Genomic DNA, 17256 nt, shown 5'->3' on the forward strand with positions numbered 1-17256 from the left:
GAGGCGGCCGGATGGGGCGATTGTAGGACGGGCCCGGCCCGCCGGGTGCCGACGTTCTTATTCGAACCAGTGCTTGCGCGCTTCCATGATCAGCGCGGCGGCGCGGGCCTCACCCATGCCGTCCAGGTCGGCGATCTCGTCGGTGGCCGCCTCGGCTAGGTCTTCGCGGGTGCGCACGCCACGCTCGGCCAGTGCATAGGCGGTGGCCTCGTCCATGCCCTCAAGCGTGAGCAGGTCTTCGGCCGGCTGGTGCTCCTCCAGGCTCTCCTCGGCGGCCAGCGCCTCGTTGAGCAGGGCATCGCGGGCGCGCGAACGCAGCTCCTCGACGATGTCCTCGTCGAAGCCCTCCACCGCCAGCAGCTCGGCCACCGGCACGTAAGCGACCTCTTCGACGGTGCTGAAACCTTCGCTGACCAGGATGCCGGCAATTTCCTCGTCCACTTCCAGCTTGTCCATGAACAGCTGGCGGGCGGCGGCCTGCTCGGCCTCGGACTTGGCCTGCACCTGGTCGGCGGTCATCACGTTGAGCTGCCAGCCGGTCAGGCGACTGGCCAGACGCACGTTCTGGCCACCGCGGCCGATCGCCTTGGCAAGGTTCTCCTCGGCCACGGCGAGATCCATCGAATGCTTGTCCTCGTCGACGATGATCGACTGCACCTCGGCCGGCGCCATCGCATTGATGACGAACTGGGCCGGGTTGTCGCTCCACAGGATGATGTCCACGCGCTCGCCATTGAGCTCGTTGGTCACCGCCTGCACGCGCGAGCCGCGCATGCCGATGCAGGCGCCGATCGGGTCGGTGCGGTTGTCATGCGCCAGCACCGCGATCTTGGCGCGATCACCCGGGTCGCGGGCGCAGCCCATGATCGAGACCAGGCCCTGGCCGACTTCCGGCACTTCCAGCTTGAACAGTTCGATCATAAATTCCGGCGCGGCGCGGCTGATGAACAGCTGCGGACCACGCGGCTCGCTGCGGACGTCGTACAGGTAACCGCGCACGCGGTCGCCGGTGCGCAGCACATCGCGCGGGATACCCTTGTCCTTGGGAATGATCGCTTCGGCATTGCCACCCAGATCCACGTAGACGTTGCCGCGCTCGACGCGCTTGACCACGCCCGTGACCAGTTCGCCCACGCGATCCTTCCAGGCGTCCACCACCTGCTGGCGCTCTGCCTCGCGCACGCGCTGCACGATCACCTGCTTGGCGGCCTGCGCCGCGATGCGGCCGAATTCGGGGTTCTCGATCTGTTCCTCGATGTAGTCGCCAACCTCGACGTCCTCGCTCTCTTCAAGCGCGTCCATCAGGCGCACCTGGCGGTCCGGCGACTCCATCACCACGTCGTCGGCCACCACTTCCCAGCGGCGGAACGTCTGGTAGCTGCCGTCCTTCGGGTCGATCTGCACGCGCACCAGCACGTCCTGGTCGACGTAGCGCTTCTTCGCCGCCGACGCCAGCGCGGCCTCGATGGCCTCCAGGATGACCGACTCCGGCACGCCCTTCTCGGCCGCGACCGCATCGACGACCAGCAACAGTTCCTTGCTCATGCCCGCTTACTCCGCATCGGACGACCCGCTGGCCGCCGTCTTGTTGGTTGGATGTGTCTTCGCCGCCGGGGACTTGCCCGGCGCCGTGTTGTGCTTGGAGGATTTCTGCTTGCCCGGACGCAGATCGCGCCCCGACTTGTCCTGCGCAGGCGCCAAGCCCAGCGCCACCCAGTCCGGCACCAGCCGCGCCTTTTCGATGTTGGCGGCGGCGGCGGCGAATTCGGCGCCATCGAGGCCGAACACCACGGTATCGCCGTCCACGCGCAGGATCTGGCCCTGCAGGCGGCGACGGCCGTCCTGCGGCAGCTTCAGGGTGACCTTGGCCGACTCGCCGACGAAGCGCGCGAACTGCGCGGCGCCGAACAGCGGCCGGTCGATGCCGGGCGAGGACACCTCGAGGGTGTAGTTGCCCGCGATGGGGTCTTCCACGTCCAGTTGCGCCGACACCTCGCGGCTCACCGCCTCGCAGTCCTCGATGCCGACCATGCGCGTCCCGGCCTCGGCTTGCGGCACGTCGATGTAGAGGCGCACGGTAGCTCCGCCCGGGGCGGGCAGGTATTCGATGCCCAGCAGCTCCAGCCCCATCGATGCCACGGTGGGCGAGAGCAGCGCGGCGATGTCGTCGGCCTTGTCAGTCACGTCTTTTGTTTGCCAAACCCTGGTTCATGGAACGGCCCTGCCCGGACGCGGACCCCGGAAACGAAAAAAGGCCCCGTAGGGCCCTTTTCCGATGACGCTGGAGTGCGAAAGCTTGGAGCGGCTTTCGCGAGCCCGAGCCCGGTGCCGTCGAAACCGGACGGCACTGAAACTTGGTAGCGGGGGCAGGATTTGAACCTGCGACCTTCGGGTTATGAGCCCGACGAGCTGCCAGACTGCTCCACCCCGCAGCAGAGTCGCGCATTGTAGACAGACCGCGTTCCACTTGCAACTCTCTTTTTCCGTTCACGCGGATCGCTGCGCTGGCCCGCCGGCGGATCAGGCAGTGGCGTTGCGCAATAGACGCTCCACGCCCAGGCGTGACGCCTCGACTGCTCCGGCGAGATAGCCCGGGAACTGCGGCGACCACTCGCTGGCGATCCCGGTCAACACCTCCCGCCAAGGTCCGTCCGCCGCACTGGCAGCGGGTGCCGGCACATGGTCTGCGGGGCCCGCGAGGTCGGCCGGGGTGGCGGCGCGGGGATCGATGGCCCAGTCCTGGAGATACTCCGCCCGCGGCACCCCGGCGGCAGCGCCGAACAGCCGCACCAGCTGCGCGCGGCAATGGGCACGCAGCACGTCCGGCGGAATCGCACGCCGCGCCAGCGCGGAGACACCCAGGAAGCCGAACAGCGCGGCAACGCCGTCCGGTTGCGACGCGTCGTGGATCTCGGCCAGCGGACCGACGGTACTCTGCGCCATGCCCGACAGACCCGCCTCGCGCCAGAACGGCCGGTCGAACACCGCCACGTATTTGGCGTGCGGTGCCATCCACGTCGGCGTCGCCGGCCAGGCGGCCGCAAGCTCCAGCGGGAGCGCCGGCGCGAATGTGATCGCCGCCTCTGCGACGCGCGGCGGTACTGCCAGCAGCACGTGCGCCGCATGCCAGCACACAGTACGACCCGCAGCATCGGCGGCTTCGATCTCGACGCCCTTCGGCGTGTGCCGGAGCGCACGCACGGCGACCGACGTGACCACCTTTGCTGCGTCGATGTGCCCATGCAGCGCATCCACCAACGCACGCATCCCGCCGCGCAGACGGAACGCATCCGCCATGCCGATGCCACCCGGATCACGCATCGGCGGCAAGGATGCGGCGCGCTCCACCAGCCCGTCGCCCTGCCCCGGCTGCGCGAACCGCACCAGCCCCAGCGCATCGACCAGTGCAGCCAGCTCGGGCTGGAACGATGGCCAGAACCAGGTCGGCCCCAGATCCACCTGCGCGGCCGCCGTGCCGTCGACGGACACTCCGAGGATGCGGCCCCCGAGGCGATCACGCGCCTCCAGCATCACCCAGTCGGTGATGCCGACAGCGGCCAACCGCGCCGCGGCAGACAGGCCGGCCAGCCCGCCCCCGATGATCGCCACGCGCACCGGCGTCATGGCGTGCCGTCGGGCGCCCACAGCCCCAGCGCGCCCGTCTTCAGGTAGACGGTGGCTCCTTCGGGACTGGCCACAATGTCGGAATGTGCGCCGGGCGGAAGACGCAGCCAGCTGCCCGGGCCCAAGCGCTGACCGTCGGCCAGCAGCGCGCCCGCCAGCACCACCGCTTCCGCCCCGGGCGCTGCGGCCGCCAGCAGCGGCAGCCCGGGCGCCAACGCCAGCAGGCACACCGCCTCATCCTCGTTCGTGAACAGATCACAGCGTCGGCGATCGCCGTCCTTACGCCACCGGGCAGGATCCCGCGTGTCAAGGCGGACCCAGGCCCGCTCGTCCGGCCGCATCTGGCGCAGCTTCACGAAGATCACCGCACCTTCCGCGCTGGCGGGGCGATGGCGGGAACCCGGCGGACTGCGCAGGTACCAGCCTGCGGGGAAGTCCTTGCCGTCCTCGGAGAACGTACCCGACAGCACCGGGATTTCCTCGCCGCCGGGATGGTCGTGCGCGGGAAAGTCGGCGCCGGGCGCATAGCGCACGAAACTGGTGGCCCGGGCCTGCTCGCCGCCGATGCGGTCCAGCATTACCCGCTCGACGCCCGCCTGCGGCGACGCCACCCAGTTCCAGGCATCCCCCGGCACGACCACCCGGCGCGAAAAGTCAGCATTGATCCACATGGCGCTCTCTACGGTACAGATGGCAGGCATGGATTCGCTCTTTCAGCGGTAATACCCGCAATCGATCCGATGGCGGAAGCACCACTGGGCGCCGCAGCAAGGTCAAGGACATCGTGAAGCGCCGCCTGAGGACGGGAACTCACCCGGTTGCGCGGTCCCTGTCCTGCGCCGTCGCCAGCCACGGCACGGCCAGGGCGGCCAGCGTTGCGGCGGCGGCACCGGCCCAGAACGTCACGGAAGGCGACCAGCGGTCCCACAGCCAGCCGGCCGTGCCGCTGGCCAGCAGCAGCGCCACGCCCGACAGCAGGTTGAACACGCCGTATGCGGTGCCGCGATAAGCAGGTGGCGCGGTGTCCGTGACCAGGCTGGCCAGGATGCCCTGGGTCAGCCCGAGGTGCAGGCCCCACAGCGCGATACCGGCGAACAGCAGCCCCGGCCCCACCGCCAGCGCCAGTGCGATGTCTGCGAGCACCAGCACCGCCATGCCGATCGCCAGCACGTGCCGCCGCGGCAAGCGATCGGAGAGTTGACCTGCAGGATACGCGGACAACGCGTAGACGGTGCTCATCACCACCAGCACCAGCGGCACCCATGTCAGCGGCACGCCCCGCTCCGAGGCACGCAGAACAAGGAACGCCTCGCTGAAACGGGCCAACGCCACCAGCGTCCCCAGCGCCACCAGACGCCAGAATGGCGCGCCCAGACGGGCAAGCCCCGCGCGATCCAGCGGCAGCCGCGCGGGCCGCAAGCCGCGGTCGGCAGGCTCGGGCACTTTCAACAGCAGCAGCACCGCAAGGATGCCCGGCAGCACCGCCACCCACAGCACCAGCCGGATGTTGTCCGCGAAGGCCCATAGCAGCGCGATCGCCAGCGTCGGGCCGAGCACCGCGCCCACCGTATCCATCGACTGGCGCAGGCCGAAGCAGGCGCCGCGGATGGCCGGCGGCGCGAGGTCGCCGATCAGCGCATCGCGGGGCGCCCCGCGGATGCCCTTGCCGAACCGGTCCAGCAGACGCGCGGTGGTCACCGTGGCCACCGAATCGGCCAGCGGGAACAGCGGTTTGACCAGCGTGGCCAGCCCGTAGCCCAACAGCACTAGCGGCTTGCGGCGACCCAGCGCGTCGCTGATGTAGCCGGAGAACACTTTGGTCACCAGCACCAGCGCCTCGGCGGCCCCTTCGATCAGGCCGATGGTCAGCGCGCTGGCGCCCAGCCCACCGGCCAGCAGCACCGGCAGCAGCGCATGGACCATTTCCGATCCCACGTCGGTAAACAAACTGACCCAGCCCAATGCCCAGATAGTGCCGGGGATAGGGACACGGGGACGGTCAGCGGCGTCGGACATCGACACAATCTCTCACAGACATAGGGTGCAGACTCTACCTAGCTTCGGGTGGTGTGGCTCAGTGGGGCCAGGTCAGCCACAGGCAAGAAAAAACCCCAACCGAGAACGGTTGGGGTTTTGTTATTGGTGGCGGACGGTGTTGACCATGTGCCGACCGGCCTCCCGAGCTTATGAGCGTTTCTGCGGGCGCGAGCGGGCGCAGTCAGGCTTTTCGTTTCAGCCGCGCGACTTCTGCGTGGAAGGCCGGGGTCAGGTCTGCGATCAGCGACTCAATGTCGCGCACCTGATGTTGAACCGTCAGCACCGCGATGCCTTGCGGCACGAGGTCGTAGATCACGAAGTGCTGCCGCGCCGGAACCATCAGAAACGGAGCAGAGCGGTACTGCCGCAAGCGCCCGCTCTCCGGGTTGGCGGCAGCAACGCCCATCGCTGCGTACAGGTCGGCGATGTACTGATCGGCAACGTCATCACCCCATTCGCGCTGTGACCGCGTATGGATGCGGCGCAAATCCAGCGCCGCAGTCCGGGTCAGCAAGAACGTGGCGGGTGATGGCGTGTCATTGCCAGCCATCGGCTTCCTTGCGGTCGAGCACAGCCATGTCGGTCTTGAAGTCGCCGCTGGACGCAAAGGCGCGGCCAGCTGCCAAGTCGCGGTAGCCAGCGAGGATGGATTCCTGCACGAACTGGCCCTCGCGCCGTTCCATGTCGCGGCGGATCAAGTCGCGCACGTATTCGCTGGGCGTTTCGTAAAGCCCCGCTTCGCCGACCATTCGATCCACGAATTCGGCCAGGGGTTGCGACAGGCGGGCATTGATGCGTTCGGACATGGGAGCCTCCCGGAGGGATTAGACTTGAGCATTGTCGCACAAGAGGCAGACTTTGTCGCAACTATTGCGCACACGGGAGACAAGTGACTACCACTCCCTGATTTCGCTGATTTCCCCAAGTTCGCGCTGCTCCTCGATGCGATACCCCATCGCCCGGTAGCCCCGTTGCCGCTTGTCCCACATCCGCAGCAAGGCCGCATGGCCGGTGTCCACGAAGTCGATGATCCGCACATCGGTCTTGCTGGCGTGCTCCCGGTGCAGACGCCCAGCGTACTGTTGCAGCGTGCCCTTCCACGAGACGGGCATCGCCAGCACCAAGGTGTCCAGCGGCGGGTGATCGAAGCCCTCGCCGACCAGCTTGCCGGTGGACAGGAGAACGCGCGGTGCGTCGGGCGGCAGCGCATCGAGGTTTGCCACCAGCGCCGCTCGCTGCTTCCTGGACATTCGGCCATGCAACACGAAAGGCACCGGTTCCAACCCATTGAGTGCCGCTTTGATCGCATCGAGGTGTTCCGTGCGTTCGGTCAGAACCAGCACCTTGCGCCCCTGTACGACGGCACCACGCACCTCGGCGGCAATGGCTTCCGTTCTGGCGTGGTCGTTGGCCAGATACCGAAACACGTCCTGAATGCCTGCATCGGTCGGAAGATCGATCCGTGTGAAGCGTGAATGAGGCTGTACTTTGAGATCGTGAGGCGCACCGGCAGGCTTGGCCGCCGTGAAACGGATCGGCCCGCACTGCATGAAGATGATCGGCTGCTGACCATCACGGCGGATGGGCGTCGCTGTCAGGCCCAGCACGTACTTGGCCTTGGTTCGCTTCAGGATGGCATCAAACGACACAGCGCCAACGTGGTGGCACTCGTCGACGATCACCAGGCCGTAGTTTTCTACCAACGGGTTCACCTCGCCCTGCCGGGAGACGGACTGCATTACAGCGATGTCGATCTTGCCAGTTGGCTTGGCCTTGCCACCGCCGATGGTGCCGACCACACCCTTGCCAACGCCCAGGAAAGCCTGCAAGCGTTCCTGCCATTGCTTGAGCAGTTCCGTTCGATGCACCAGCACCAGGGTGTTCACACCTCGGCGCGCGATCACTGCGGCGGCAGTGACCGTTTTGCCAAAGGCCGTCGGTGCGCATAGCACGCCGGTGTCGTGACGGAGCATCCCAGCAACTGCGGCCTCCTGGTCCAGACGCAAAGTACCGACGAAGGAAACATCGATGGGCTCCCCTCCGAAGCGCTCATCACGCAGGTCGCAGGCGATACCGTTGTCCTGCAGCAGGTCCAGCGCGGCGTCGAGGCAACCGCGAGGCAAGGCGATGTGCTGCGGGTAGTTCTCCGCGTTGCCAATGACACGGGGCTTGTCCCATACCGACATACGCATGGCCTGACCTCCACGTTTTGGAGGGCATCCCGGTGCGCCCCGGCACCAAGCTCGCCGCCCTCGTGGTGGCGCTGCGCCACCCGCAGGGCGCGATCAGCCTGCAACTGATGCTGGCCACCGGCTGGCAGCCGCACTCGGTGCGCGGCGCGATCTCGGGCCTGCTGCGCAAGCGCCTGGGCCTGAACGTGGTGCTGACGCGCAACGCCGCCGGCGAGCGGGTGTACCGCATCGGCTGACGGTTGGCAGTGCCGCAAAGGGTGGGAGTTCGGTTCACACCCCTGGGGTACGCACGACATGCGTACCCTGGCCGTCCCTCCGGTCGCTGGCCGTGGCCGCGTCGGCGTCGCCGGCCTGCAAACCGCAAACCCTGCAAACCTGGGTTTGCAGTCGGACGCTAGGCGAATGCCGCGCTCGCGCCCCCCGTATGGCGCCTTCGCCAGGAAGGACCCCTTTTACCTGGGGCATGTATGCGTGCGCCGACCATAACAATCGACGCTGACCATCACCATCGTCACCACCATCACAAGGACCGGCCCAGCGTGACAGTGGTGATGGTTGTGACGGTCGCCGCTTATTGTTTACACCGGCCAGCGCGCAGACATGCCCTGGCGATCCAACCGTCACACAGAATCAGGCGCCTGCATCCACGCCGGAATGTCTCTTTGGCCGTGCAACACACGCCAAACGTCGATGTGGTCCGAGTGCTCGACGTAGAGCACGAGGTGCGGGTAGCGCGTCAGCGGCCATGCGCGCAGGCCCGGCAGGTTGAGTTCATGGGCGTAGCGTTGTGAGCCCGTAGCCGGGTGGCGACCGATGTGCCCGTAGGCCCTCTCCAGCGCATCGACGAAGCCCATTGCCACGGCTTCGCCCGCTTCATTCAGGTAGTAGGCGACCGCCTCGTCCACATCCCGATTGGCCTGCTCACGCGGGATGACGGGCTTAGTCTTCACGCCTTGGGAGCAGGTTTGGCGGCCTTGCGCACTCGGTCACGCAGCCCGTCGAAGTAGCTGGCATCGGCGAGGGCCGCCGGGGCCGAGGTTGCTCCCGCCAACAGCAGGTTGCGCAGTTGCAGGCGGTCTTGATCCTTGCGGATCAACTCGCGCACGTACTCGCTGCTCGTGCCGTAGCCGCGCTGGCTGACCTGTTCGTCCACGAAGGACTTGAGGGTGTCGGGGAGAGAGATGTTCATCGTGCTCATGGCGCAAGCGTAGGTTCTTTGGCAAAATTTGGCAAGACTCATATTCCACCCAGCCGAAAGAAGGCATCCATGCCCAACCCGAACAACTGTCTGCGCTACTGGGATTTGGCCGACCACATCTGCATCGATGACGCCATTGCCCTGTGGTGCGGCGTGGAGCCTGCACAACTCGCCAATCTGAACTTCGAGACCCAGTGCATGAGTGCCAAGCGAGCCGCCTTGGTCACCGCCCTGCGCACGGGGCGCCTCGAATATGAAGATCTGGGCATCCTCACCTCGCATGGCAAGGTGTTCAAGGGCGCGCCCATCGACGAGTTGCTGGAGAAAGATCGTCTGGTCATCAACAAGGCCAGCCTGCGCCGCTGGTTCGAACAACTGCCGTTTGAGGACCGCCCAGCCTTCCTGTTCGACGAGGCCCGCCAACCCGTACTGCCCGATGGCAGCGAGGCAGCCGAGATGAACAGCCTGAAGGCCATCGCGCTCATGGCGCACCTGCTGGCCAAGTCCGCCAGCAAATACCAGGTCGGCAACCGCCCGAACGCCTCTGCCATCAGTGAAGCCGTCATCCAGGCGGCCGAAGAACTGATGCCCAACGACACGCGCGGCCTGCTGTCCTTCAACAAGAAGTTGGGCGAGGCAATCAAGCTGTTCGGGCCGGAGATCAATCGGCACCGGACCTGAAGATGGATTTTTGAAGTTCAGAAAACCTTTCTGAACTTCCTATTCGCCAAGTTCGAGGCGAACCACGATGGCGGCATTCCAAATGAACCCGAAGGAATGCCGCCATGCCCAAACGGGCCCGAACATCACACATTGCCAGCACCGCTGACCTGCGCGCTGAAAAACCCCAACCGAGAACGGTTGGGGTTTCATTATTGGTGGTGGGGCAGCACCCCGCACCAAACGACTATTGAAAGTACGCAATCGAAGCGTTGCGGGTTGCTGCGAATCCGTGCGAACCGGATCGAAAAGCCTGTCGGTACGGCCTTTTGCTGCGGACAATCAGACGGTTTTTTCGCTCTGATTGGCCTCCGGAAAGGCCGCTCAACCTCGTCTGCTTTCCGTGGCCAGTTCAATTCTCGAAACGAGAACTGAACCCGCGTCCGTTGCCACAGCCAATGACACACCCATTTATCCCTGGTGCAAGGCGATCCGCCATGCGGCGAATGGCACCCATATTCACCGCATAACGTGCGGCTATTGACTTGCGCGTGCGGAGAATGTGTTCCATAATCTCCGCATGAATAGCGGCGATTACAAATACATCTGGCAGGCCAACGACTGGCCGAACTTGCGCTTCGACCTGGCGGCGTTGGCTGGCCCCATGGCCGAGGTCAGTCGTGCCCAAGGTTTATTGATGGGACGCTTGGCCGATGTCGGCATGGCGTTGCGCGACCAGGCGAGCCTCGCGGCGCTCACCGAGGACGTGGTCAAGACCAGCGAGATTGAGGGTGAGCAGCTCAATGTTGAATCCGTGCGTTCCTCCATCGCCCGCAGGCTGGGCGTGGACATCGGCGCGCTCGCTCCGGTCGATCGCCACGTCGAGGGCGTGGTCGAGATGGTGCTGGATGCCACGGCCAACTGCCAAGCACCGGTAACTCGGGAGCGTCTGTTCGGCTGGCATGCCGCACTGTTTCCTACCGGCTACTCTGGGCTCTCCAAAATCAAGGTCGGCGGCTGGCGCGACGATGCCACCGGCCCGATGCAGGTGGTGTCCGGCCCCATTGGCCGCCAGCGGGTGCATTTCGAAGCGCCGCCTTCTGATCGTCTGGATGCAGAAACCAGTCGCTTTCTCGACTGGCTGAACGCAGCATCGAACGAACCGCCGCTGCTCAAGGCCGGGCTTGGTCACCTGTGGTTCGTCACCTTGCACCCGTTCGACGACGGCAATGGCCGTATCGCCCGAGCCATTGGCGATCTGCTGCTGGCGCGTGCCGATGGCAGCCCGCAGCGCTTCTACAGTTTGTCGGCGCAGATCCAGCGCGAACGCAAGGCTTACTACGACATTCTGGAGCGGACCCAGAAGCGGTCGCTGGACGTCACCGAGTGGCTCATGTGGTTCCTCGACACGCTTCACCGTGCCGTCGACCAGGCGCAGCACACCCTCAATGCCGTGCTGGCCAAGGCGCGGTTCTGGCAGCGCTGGGCGACCACGCCGCTCAACGAGCGACAGGTGAAAATGCTGAACAAGCTGCTCGACGGTTTCGAGGGCAAGCTCACCAGCAGCAAGTGGGCGGCCATCGCCAAGTGCTCGCCGGACACGGCGTTGCGCGATATCAACGATCTGCTGGCGCGTGGCGTCCTGAGAAAATCAGATGCTGGCGGGCGTAGCACCAGCTACGAGCTGAATGATCTGCCCGAGTAGTGGCGCTTCCTGAAATTGCCTTGGCTCGAAGGCGGAATAGCGCCTTCATGGACTCCTGCCAACTCGTTCAGACGGAGACCAAGATGGAAGTCGCTCACCTCAATCAAAAACAACTCGCTGCCCGCTGGAGTATCAGCGAGGCCACCCTGGAACGCTGGCGCAGCGCAGGGATCGGCCCCAAGTTCCTGAAGCTATGCGGGAGAGTGCTCTACCGGCAGGTCGACATCGAGACCTACGAGGAGTCGTGCCTGGCGACCTCGACCAAGGTCGCGACGCAGATCAGTGCTGGCTGAGATGTTCCGCTTCGTCGGTAGATATCGACAAGTACCGACGATTTGCAACATGGCAGCACCGGCAGCCGTTTGGACAAGCCAGATTTTCGGCCGATGGAAAGTCCGCAGTCCGCAAGCGCGGACTGATCGAGCGTTTTGTTGAAAATCAATGGCCTGGCATCAGGCCGTGCGGGCTGGTGAGGGTTCCTGCGGGTTCGTGCGGAAAGATTCGAACGCCTGCGGGTTTTCGGTGGGGTGGAACCCTGCGCCAAACCTATGTAACTCAGCGCCTTAGAACCGCTGCGAACTCCTGCGGAAAGGTGCGGAATCCAGCCCCAACTGCCAACAATCCTACCAGTTCTGCCCGGCCGGGGTCACCAGCCAAGTGCATCGGACAGGACGCCAGTTCGATTCCATTTACGGAATTGAACCCGCGTCCGCCAGGCGTCTACTCTGACCTGATGGCAGGCGACCGGAGCGGGTCACGCCAACCGGACTGGCCGTGCAACTTTTGGCCGGCGAGCTGAACTCGCGGTCTGCAGATTTGCTTCCCGGCTGAGAATCCGAAGGACCGCTTGGTCATGGTGGAACGATCGGAATGCCTCAGTCACGGCGCTGTCCACGAATCTTGCAGTGGTCTGGCCGTCAGCTGGGGCGGAAACGATGCCATCCGGGATGTTCCGCGACCAACCCCTGGCAGCCCGAAATCCACTCACCATGTGCGAGAAGTACGGCCATGCGTGGTCAAGGTGTGCGTCGTCGATGGTGACCATCTTTCCGGTCAACTCGCATTCAACCCGGCCTTGATCGTCGCCGTACCGGGCAAACGCCTGCTTCTTGGCGAGAACGAGATCAAGCGCGACCGCCTGCCGGCACGCGTTGTAAAAATCCTGGGACGGCCCCTTCGGCTTGCCCTTGACCGCATCGATGTACGAGAAGTCGGTTTCAGTGCCGTCCTGCCGAACAATCCAGAACCCCGATGTGCTCCAGCCGGTCCCGGTATTCAGGCGTCGCTCAAAGTGAGCAATTTGGCCGGCACCTTTTGTGGGCTCACCGACAGCATCGAGCACCGGGTCCCCTTGGCGGACACCCCTTGTGCGGCACGCCAACCCCACTTCCTGCGCATTTCCTGCACCCGTACCACGTGGGGGTTTACCTTCAGCTTGACCGCCCAGGCCAGTGCGCGGCGTCGCAAGTCTTGCGCCGGGTACTGCGACGATTTCATTCGCCGCCCTCCGCGAGCAGCAAACGCACAACGAGATCGACGACCCGTGCCCGCTCGTCCTGCGCCAGGGCGAGGAGGGGCTTGTAGAGCGAGGCACGGAGCCGTCGCTGCTCGTCGGCGTTAACCGAGGCATTCGGGAAACGCCCGAGCAACTCCTCGGCATCCTTGGCCAGCGTCATGGGATCGATGCCCGCCGCTTTGACGGCCGCGTCCTCACGCAGCACCCAGGCGACGGCAAAGGCACGCGCGGACAGGCCACTGTCGCGCGCCGCTTTCATGGCCGCTTCCTTCTCGGCAGCCAGTGCCGCCAGCTGGTCCATCGCCGCCAGACCGGTCGTCTTTCCTAAGCAGTTGACCTGCGTCAATCGGTCGGGAGATGGCTATGCATCGTCTCTTGAATTTTTTCCTGACAGGCGCAATATCCTGCAAAGTCTTGCAAGGATTTCCTTGAACGGAACCGCAAAGCGGCCCGGTTGGAGAGGGTGAAATGAAAGCGCACCTACAGGAGATCTTCACGCTCGACGAGTTGGCTGCGTACTTGAAGGTCGGTAAACGGACGCTTTATCGCCTCGCCGCGCACGGGGAAATTCCGGCTTTCAAGGTCGGCGGGACGTGGCGGTTTCGTCAAAGTGAAATCGATCGCTGGATCAATGATCAGACCCAAGCCGGGGCAAAGAAGGAGGTGATGCGCAAGCGTGAACAGCAGAAGTCATTCGAGTCGCCCGTATCGCCTGGGCGCGCAGTTTGTCGCGGTAGGCGAAGGGATTAAGTGATTTGTCAATTTCTTAATTTTCTGGAGGTGTGACATGGATTTTGATCTGAAAAAATTGGCTCCGTGGAACTGGTTCAAGAGCGAGCAAGATGAGCAGAAGGCATCCCCTTCGTTGCCGGTACAGCGTCATGATCAGTCGGCAGGCAGTGGCTCGATCAGCCCGATCCTGCAACTGCATCGGGAGATCGATCGGCTGTTCGATGATGCATTCCGAGGCTTCGGTTTTCCGGCGCTGACCATGCCGCGCCTTCCATCCGATTGGCCTGGCATGTTGAAGCCGGCCCTGGATATCCAGGAAACCGAGAAGCAGTACGTGATTGCGCTGGAAGTGCCTGGTGTCGAAGAAAAAGATATCCAACTCACGCTGGACAACGACGTGCTGACGGTGCGGGGCGAGAAGCGCCAGGAACAGGAGAAGAAGGAAGGTGGCTTCCACCGCATCGAACGCTCGTACGGCAGCTTTCAGCGTGCCTTGAACCTGCCTGAGAACGCCAACCAGGATTCGATCAAGGCCTCATTCAAGAACGGGGTGCTCACGATCACGATCGATAAGCACGAAACCAGTGCGCCGAAGCGAGGGCGCTTGATCCCGATCAACGGCTAACGCCGCCGGCTCGTCCGTCACAAGAAAAACCTTGCAAGAGACGAGGTATCGTGTAGTGACTCGCGATACCTCGTCACATCAACCTTTTTGAGGAGCATCAGCATGGCCAGAAAACAATGCCAAGTCTGCGGCCAACCCGCTACCGTGCGGGTGGAAGCGAATCTCAACGGGCGCCATAGCACCATGCTGTTGTGCGACGACCATTACCGCCAACTGGTGCGGCAGCAAAAGCGCACCGTCTCGCCGCTGGAAGCCCTGTTCGGCTCGCGCAGCGGCCTGTTCGAGGATTTTCTGGGCAACGACTTCTTCCGCATCGGTGACGACGCCTCTCCCGCTGCGTTGGCCGCCGGCGATGACGAGGTGGTCGATGCCTCTTTCGGCGAGCCCGCGGCTTCGGGTGGCGGCACGTCGCGCCGTCGCGGCAGTGGGCTGGCCAGCCGCATCAGCGAACAATCAGGAGCCCTGCTGCAGGAGGCCGCCAAACAGGCCGCCGAATTCGGCCGTTCCGAAGTGGATACGGAACACCTGCTGCTGGCGCTAGCCGACAGCGATGTGGTCAAGACCATCCTGGGTCAGTTCAAGATCAAGGTCGACGATCTCAAGCGCCAGATCGAATCCGAGGCCAAGCGCGGCGAGAAACCTTTCGAGGGCGAGATCGGCGTGTCGCCGCGGGTCAAGGATGCGCTCAGCCGCGCCTTCGTGGCTTCCAATGAGCTCGGTCACTCCTATGTCGGCCCTGAGCACTTCCTGATCGGTCTGGCCGAAGAGGGCGAAGGGCTGGCCGCCAATCTCTTGCGCCGCTATGGCCTGACACCGCAGGCGCTGCGCCAGCAGGTCAGCAAGGTGGTCGGCAAGGGCGCCGAAGATGGCCGCGCCGAGGCGCCGACCAACACGCCGGAGCTCGACAAATATTCGCGCGACCTCACCAAGATGGCGCGCGACGGCAAGCTCGATCCGGTGATCGGCCGCGCGCAGGAAATCGAGACCACCATCGAGGTGCTGGCGCGGCGCAAGAAGAACAACCCGGTGCTGATCGGCGAGCCCGGCGTGGGCAAGACCGCCATCGTCGAGGGGCTGGCGCAGCGCATGGTGGCGGGCGAAGTGCCCGAGACGCTGCGCGACAAGCGTCTGGTGGAGCTGAACATCAACGCGATGGTGGCCGGCGCCAAGTATCGCGGCGAGTTCGAGGAGCGCGTGCAAAAGGTGCTCAAGGAGATCGCCGAGCACCAGGGCGAGCTGATCCTGTTCATCGACGAGGTGCACACCATCGTCGGCGCCGGTCAAGGTGGCGGCGAAGGCGGGCTGGACGTGGCCAACGTCTTCAAGCCGATGATGGCGCGTGGCGAGCTGAACCTGATCGGCGCCACCACGCTCAACGAGTACCAGAAATACATCGAGAAGGACGCCGCGCTGGAGCGCCGCTTCCAGCCGGTGATGGTGCCCGAGCCGACCGTGGCGCAGGCCATCATGATCCTGCGCGGCCTGCGTGACACCTTCGAGGCGCACCACAAGGTCAGCATCAGCGAGGAGGCCATCATCGCCGCCGCCGAGCTGTCCGATCGTTACATCACCGCGCGCTTCCTGCCGGACAAGGCCATCGACCTGCTCGACCAGGCGGCCGCCCGCGTGAAGCTGTCGGCCACGGCGCGCCCGGTGGCGGTGCAGGAGCTGGAGTCCGAACTGCACCAGCTGCGCCGCGAGCAGGACTATGTGGCCGCGCGCAAGCAGTACGACAAGGCGGCCGAGATCGGCAAGCGCATCGAGGCCAAGGAGGCCGAGCTGAAGAAGCTGACCGAAGCCTGGGAGCGCGAGCGCGCCTCGGGCAGCGCCGAAGTCAAGGCCGAGCATGTGGCGCAGATCGTCTCGCGCCTGACCGGCATCCCGGTCAACGAGCTGACCGTGGAGGAGCGCGAGAAGCTGCTGCACCTCGAGCAACGCCTGCACGAGCGTCTGGTGGGCCAGGACGAGGCCGTGCGCGCGGTGGCCGATGCCGTGCGCGTGGCGCGCGCGGGCTTGCGCGAAGGCAGCAAGCCCGTGGCCACCTTCCTGTTCCTCGGCCCCACCGGCGTGGGCAAGACCGAACTGGCCAAGGCGCTGGCCGAAGCCATCTATGGGGATGAACATGCCCTGCTGCGTATCGACATGTCGGAATACGGCGAGCGCCACACCGTGGCGCGGCTGGTCGGTGCGCCCCCGGGCTATGTCGGCTACGACGAAGGCGGCCAGCTCACCGAGAAGGTGCGGCGCAAGCCCTACAGCGTGGTGCTGCTCGACGAGATCGAAAAGGCCCACCCGGATGTCTACAACATCCTGCTGCAGGTGTTCGACGACGGCCGTCTGACCGACGGCAAGGGCCGCGTGGTGGACTTCACCAACACCATCATCATCGCCACGTCGAATCTCGGCTCGGACATCATTCAGCGCCGCCTCAAGGGGCGTGGCGAGGTGGGGGACGCCTACGAGAAGACCAAGCACGAGGTGATGGACGTGCTGCGCGGGCACTTCCGTCCGGAGTTCCTCAACCGCATCGACGAGATCATCGTCTTCCATGCCCTGGGCAAGGAAGAGATCCGCCACATCGTCGGCTTGCAGTTGGACCGCGTGGCACGCAATGCCGCCACGCAGGGCGTGACGCTCGCCTTCGACCAGACGCTGATCGACCATTTCGCCGAAGAAGGCTACAAGCCCGAATTCGGTGCCCGCGAATTGAAGCGCTTGATCCGCAGCGAGCTGGAAACCGCTTTGGCGCGCGAAATGCTCGGAGGCGGCATCGGCAAGGGCGATCACGCCACCGCACGTTGGGACGACAAGGCCGAGCGTGTGAGCTTCGAGCGCACGACGGCGCCCGAGGGCGAGGCGGAGGTTGAGAAAGCCGAGTCCGACGCGAAAGCCCAGGGCGAAGCGCCGAGTGACACGGGCAAGGGCTCGCGCAAGAAGAAGCCGGCGAGCGACGCGTCCTGACGGTGG

General features: G+C 64.9%; 19 protein-coding genes and 1 tRNA gene. 7 read left to right on the forward strand and 13 right to left on the reverse strand.

The features are described 5' to 3' along the window. Window positions 1-57: 57 nt before the first annotated feature. The 9 genes from nusA to ACK4SG_RS01030 form a co-directional block, all read right to left on the reverse strand. A complete protein-coding gene (gene nusA, locus ACK4SG_RS00990) occupies window positions 58-1545 on the reverse strand; it encodes a transcription termination factor NusA (protein ID WP_409599000.1) in 1488 nt (495 codons plus the stop codon). A gap of 6 nt (window positions 1546-1551) precedes the next feature. Next, window positions 1552-2184, reverse strand: coding sequence for a ribosome maturation factor RimP (gene rimP / locus ACK4SG_RS00995; protein WP_409599001.1), 633 nt, complete (start codon window positions 2182-2184; stop codon window positions 1552-1554). Between the two features lie 171 nt (window positions 2185-2355). After that, window positions 2356-2432, reverse strand: a tRNA-Met gene (locus ACK4SG_RS01000). Window positions 2433-2520: 88 nt separating this feature from the next. Beyond that, entirely contained in the window at window positions 2521-3624 is a 1104-nt protein-coding gene (locus ACK4SG_RS01005) for a flavin monoamine oxidase family protein (RefSeq protein ID WP_409599002.1), read from the reverse strand. Continuing rightward, complete coding sequence (locus ACK4SG_RS01010; protein WP_409599003.1) at window positions 3621-4295, reverse strand: cupin domain-containing protein; 675 nt, start codon at window positions 4293-4295, stop codon at window positions 3621-3623. The genes ACK4SG_RS01005 and ACK4SG_RS01010 overlap by 4 nt, the downstream gene beginning before the upstream one ends. 139 nt (window positions 4296-4434) lie before the next feature. Then, window positions 4435-5640: an MFS transporter gene (locus tag ACK4SG_RS01015; RefSeq protein WP_409599004.1), complete on the reverse strand. Its 1206-nt coding sequence runs from the start codon at window positions 5638-5640 to the stop codon at window positions 4435-4437. A gap of 202 nt (window positions 5641-5842) precedes the next feature. Continuing rightward, window positions 5843-6211 carry a type II toxin-antitoxin system RelE/ParE family toxin gene (locus ACK4SG_RS01020; RefSeq protein ID WP_409599005.1) on the reverse strand — a complete coding sequence of 123 codons (369 nt, stop codon included), beginning with the start codon at window positions 6209-6211 and terminating at the stop codon, window positions 5843-5845. Beyond that, window positions 6198-6467, reverse strand: coding sequence for a type II toxin-antitoxin system ParD family antitoxin (locus tag ACK4SG_RS01025; RefSeq protein WP_409599006.1), 270 nt, complete (start codon window positions 6465-6467; stop codon window positions 6198-6200). Before ACK4SG_RS01025 ends, ACK4SG_RS01020 begins: the two co-directional genes overlap by 14 nt. Before the next feature lie 87 nt (window positions 6468-6554). Then, a complete protein-coding gene (locus ACK4SG_RS01030) occupies window positions 6555-7853 on the reverse strand; it encodes a DEAD/DEAH box helicase family protein (protein ID WP_409599007.1) in 1299 nt (432 codons plus the stop codon). A 32-nt stretch (window positions 7854-7885) separates the two neighbouring features. On the opposite strand from ACK4SG_RS01030, the gene ACK4SG_RS01035 reads away from it, so the two are divergent. Continuing rightward, the gene (locus ACK4SG_RS01035; protein WP_409599008.1) at window positions 7886-8089 is read left to right on the forward strand and encodes a DUF3489 domain-containing protein; all 204 of its coding nucleotides are present in this window, start codon (window positions 7886-7888) and stop codon (window positions 8087-8089) included. A gap of 384 nt (window positions 8090-8473) precedes the next feature. On the opposite strand, the gene ACK4SG_RS01040 is transcribed toward ACK4SG_RS01035, so the two are convergent. Continuing rightward, window positions 8474-8803 carry a type II toxin-antitoxin system RelE/ParE family toxin gene (locus ACK4SG_RS01040; RefSeq protein ID WP_409599009.1) on the reverse strand — a complete coding sequence of 110 codons (330 nt, stop codon included), beginning with the start codon at window positions 8801-8803 and terminating at the stop codon, window positions 8474-8476. Continuing rightward, the gene (locus ACK4SG_RS01045; protein ID WP_409599010.1) at window positions 8800-9051 is read right to left on the reverse strand and encodes a type II toxin-antitoxin system ParD family antitoxin; all 252 of its coding nucleotides are present in this window, start codon (window positions 9049-9051) and stop codon (window positions 8800-8802) included. Before ACK4SG_RS01045 ends, ACK4SG_RS01040 begins: the two co-directional genes overlap by 4 nt. 69 nt (window positions 9052-9120) lie before the next feature. Between ACK4SG_RS01045 and ACK4SG_RS01050 the strand changes: the two genes are divergently transcribed. The 3 genes from ACK4SG_RS01050 (at window position 9121) to ACK4SG_RS01060 (ending at window position 11709) form a co-directional block, all read left to right on the forward strand. Next, a complete protein-coding gene (locus ACK4SG_RS01050; RefSeq protein WP_409599011.1) occupies window positions 9121-9732 on the forward strand; it encodes a hypothetical protein in 612 nt (203 codons plus the stop codon). Window positions 9733-10291: 559 nt separating this feature from the next. Beyond that, window positions 10292-11416 carry a Fic family protein gene (locus tag ACK4SG_RS01055; RefSeq protein ID WP_409599012.1) on the forward strand — a complete coding sequence of 375 codons (1125 nt, stop codon included), beginning with the start codon at window positions 10292-10294 and terminating at the stop codon, window positions 11414-11416. An 83-nt stretch (window positions 11417-11499) separates the two neighbouring features. After that, complete coding sequence (locus tag ACK4SG_RS01060) at window positions 11500-11709, forward strand: helix-turn-helix transcriptional regulator (protein WP_409599013.1); 210 nt, start codon at window positions 11500-11502, stop codon at window positions 11707-11709. 461 nt (window positions 11710-12170) lie between these two features. Here the strand turns inward: ACK4SG_RS01060 and ACK4SG_RS01065 are convergent, their stop codons facing one another. Together ACK4SG_RS01065 and ACK4SG_RS01070 are read right to left on the reverse strand one after the other, a co-directional pair. Further along, on the reverse strand, window positions 12171-12758 hold the full coding sequence (locus ACK4SG_RS01065) for a DUF3223 domain-containing protein (protein ID WP_409599014.1): 588 nt from the start codon (window positions 12756-12758) through the stop codon (window positions 12171-12173). Window positions 12759-12909: 151 nt separating this feature from the next. Then, window positions 12910-13278: a hypothetical protein gene (locus tag ACK4SG_RS01070; protein ID WP_409599015.1), complete on the reverse strand. Its 369-nt coding sequence runs from the start codon at window positions 13276-13278 to the stop codon at window positions 12910-12912. A gap of 122 nt (window positions 13279-13400) precedes the next feature. On the opposite strand from ACK4SG_RS01070, the gene mads1 reads away from it, so the two are divergent. From mads1 to clpK, 3 genes are all read left to right on the forward strand, one after another. Next, window positions 13401-13682: a methylation-associated defense system helix-turn-helix domain-containing protein MAD1 gene (gene mads1, locus ACK4SG_RS01075; protein ID WP_409599016.1), complete on the forward strand. Its 282-nt coding sequence runs from the start codon at window positions 13401-13403 to the stop codon at window positions 13680-13682. Between the two features lie 37 nt (window positions 13683-13719). Beyond that, entirely contained in the window at window positions 13720-14289 is a 570-nt protein-coding gene (locus tag ACK4SG_RS01080; RefSeq protein WP_409599017.1) for an Hsp20/alpha crystallin family protein, read from the forward strand. Between the two features lie 102 nt (window positions 14290-14391). After that, entirely contained in the window at window positions 14392-17250 is a 2859-nt protein-coding gene (clpK, locus tag ACK4SG_RS01085; RefSeq protein WP_409599018.1) for a heat shock survival AAA family ATPase ClpK, read from the forward strand. Window positions 17251-17256 lie beyond the last annotated feature (6 nt).

Origin of the sequence: Thermomonas sp. (assembly GCF_046293095.1) — a bacterium.
Classification (GTDB): Bacteria; Pseudomonadota; Gammaproteobacteria; order Xanthomonadales; family Xanthomonadaceae; genus Thermomonas.

What these genes read in the sequence shown, in the direction of transcription:
- nusA (WP_409599000.1), bottom strand. Translation starts at nt 1,545, where the DNA reads ATGAGCAAGGAACTGTTGCTGGTCGTCGATGCGGTCGCGGCCGAGAAG.
- ACK4SG_RS01005 (WP_409599002.1), bottom strand. Translation starts at nt 3,624, where the DNA reads ATGACGCCGGTGCGCGTGGCGATCATCGGGGGCGGGCTGGCCGGCCTG.
- ACK4SG_RS01010 (WP_409599003.1), bottom strand. Translation starts at nt 4,295, where the DNA reads ATGTGGATCAATGCTGACTTTTCGCGCCGGGTGGTCGTGCCGGGGGAT.
- ACK4SG_RS01015 (WP_409599004.1), bottom strand. Translation starts at nt 5,640, where the DNA reads ATGTCCGACGCCGCTGACCGTCCCCGTGTCCCTATCCCCGGCACTATC.
- ACK4SG_RS01020 (WP_409599005.1), bottom strand. Translation starts at nt 6,211, where the DNA reads ATGGCTGGCAATGACACGCCATCACCCGCCACGTTCTTGCTGACCCGG.
- ACK4SG_RS01025 (WP_409599006.1), bottom strand. Translation starts at nt 6,467, where the DNA reads ATGTCCGAACGCATCAATGCCCGCCTGTCGCAACCCCTGGCCGAATTC.
- ACK4SG_RS01030 (WP_409599007.1), bottom strand. Translation starts at nt 7,853, where the DNA reads ATGCGTATGTCGGTATGGGACAAGCCCCGTGTCATTGGCAACGCGGAG.
- ACK4SG_RS01045 (WP_409599010.1), bottom strand. Translation starts at nt 9,051, where the DNA reads ATGAGCACGATGAACATCTCTCTCCCCGACACCCTCAAGTCCTTCGTG.
- ACK4SG_RS01050 (WP_409599011.1), top strand. Translation starts at nt 9,121, where the DNA reads ATGCCCAACCCGAACAACTGTCTGCGCTACTGGGATTTGGCCGACCAC.
- ACK4SG_RS01055 (WP_409599012.1), top strand. Translation starts at nt 10,292, where the DNA reads ATGAATAGCGGCGATTACAAATACATCTGGCAGGCCAACGACTGGCCG.
- ACK4SG_RS01060 (WP_409599013.1), top strand. Translation starts at nt 11,500, where the DNA reads ATGGAAGTCGCTCACCTCAATCAAAAACAACTCGCTGCCCGCTGGAGT.
- mads1 (WP_409599016.1), top strand. Translation starts at nt 13,401, where the DNA reads ATGAAAGCGCACCTACAGGAGATCTTCACGCTCGACGAGTTGGCTGCG.
- ACK4SG_RS01080 (WP_409599017.1), top strand. Translation starts at nt 13,720, where the DNA reads ATGGATTTTGATCTGAAAAAATTGGCTCCGTGGAACTGGTTCAAGAGC.
- clpK (WP_409599018.1), top strand. Translation starts at nt 14,392, where the DNA reads ATGGCCAGAAAACAATGCCAAGTCTGCGGCCAACCCGCTACCGTGCGG.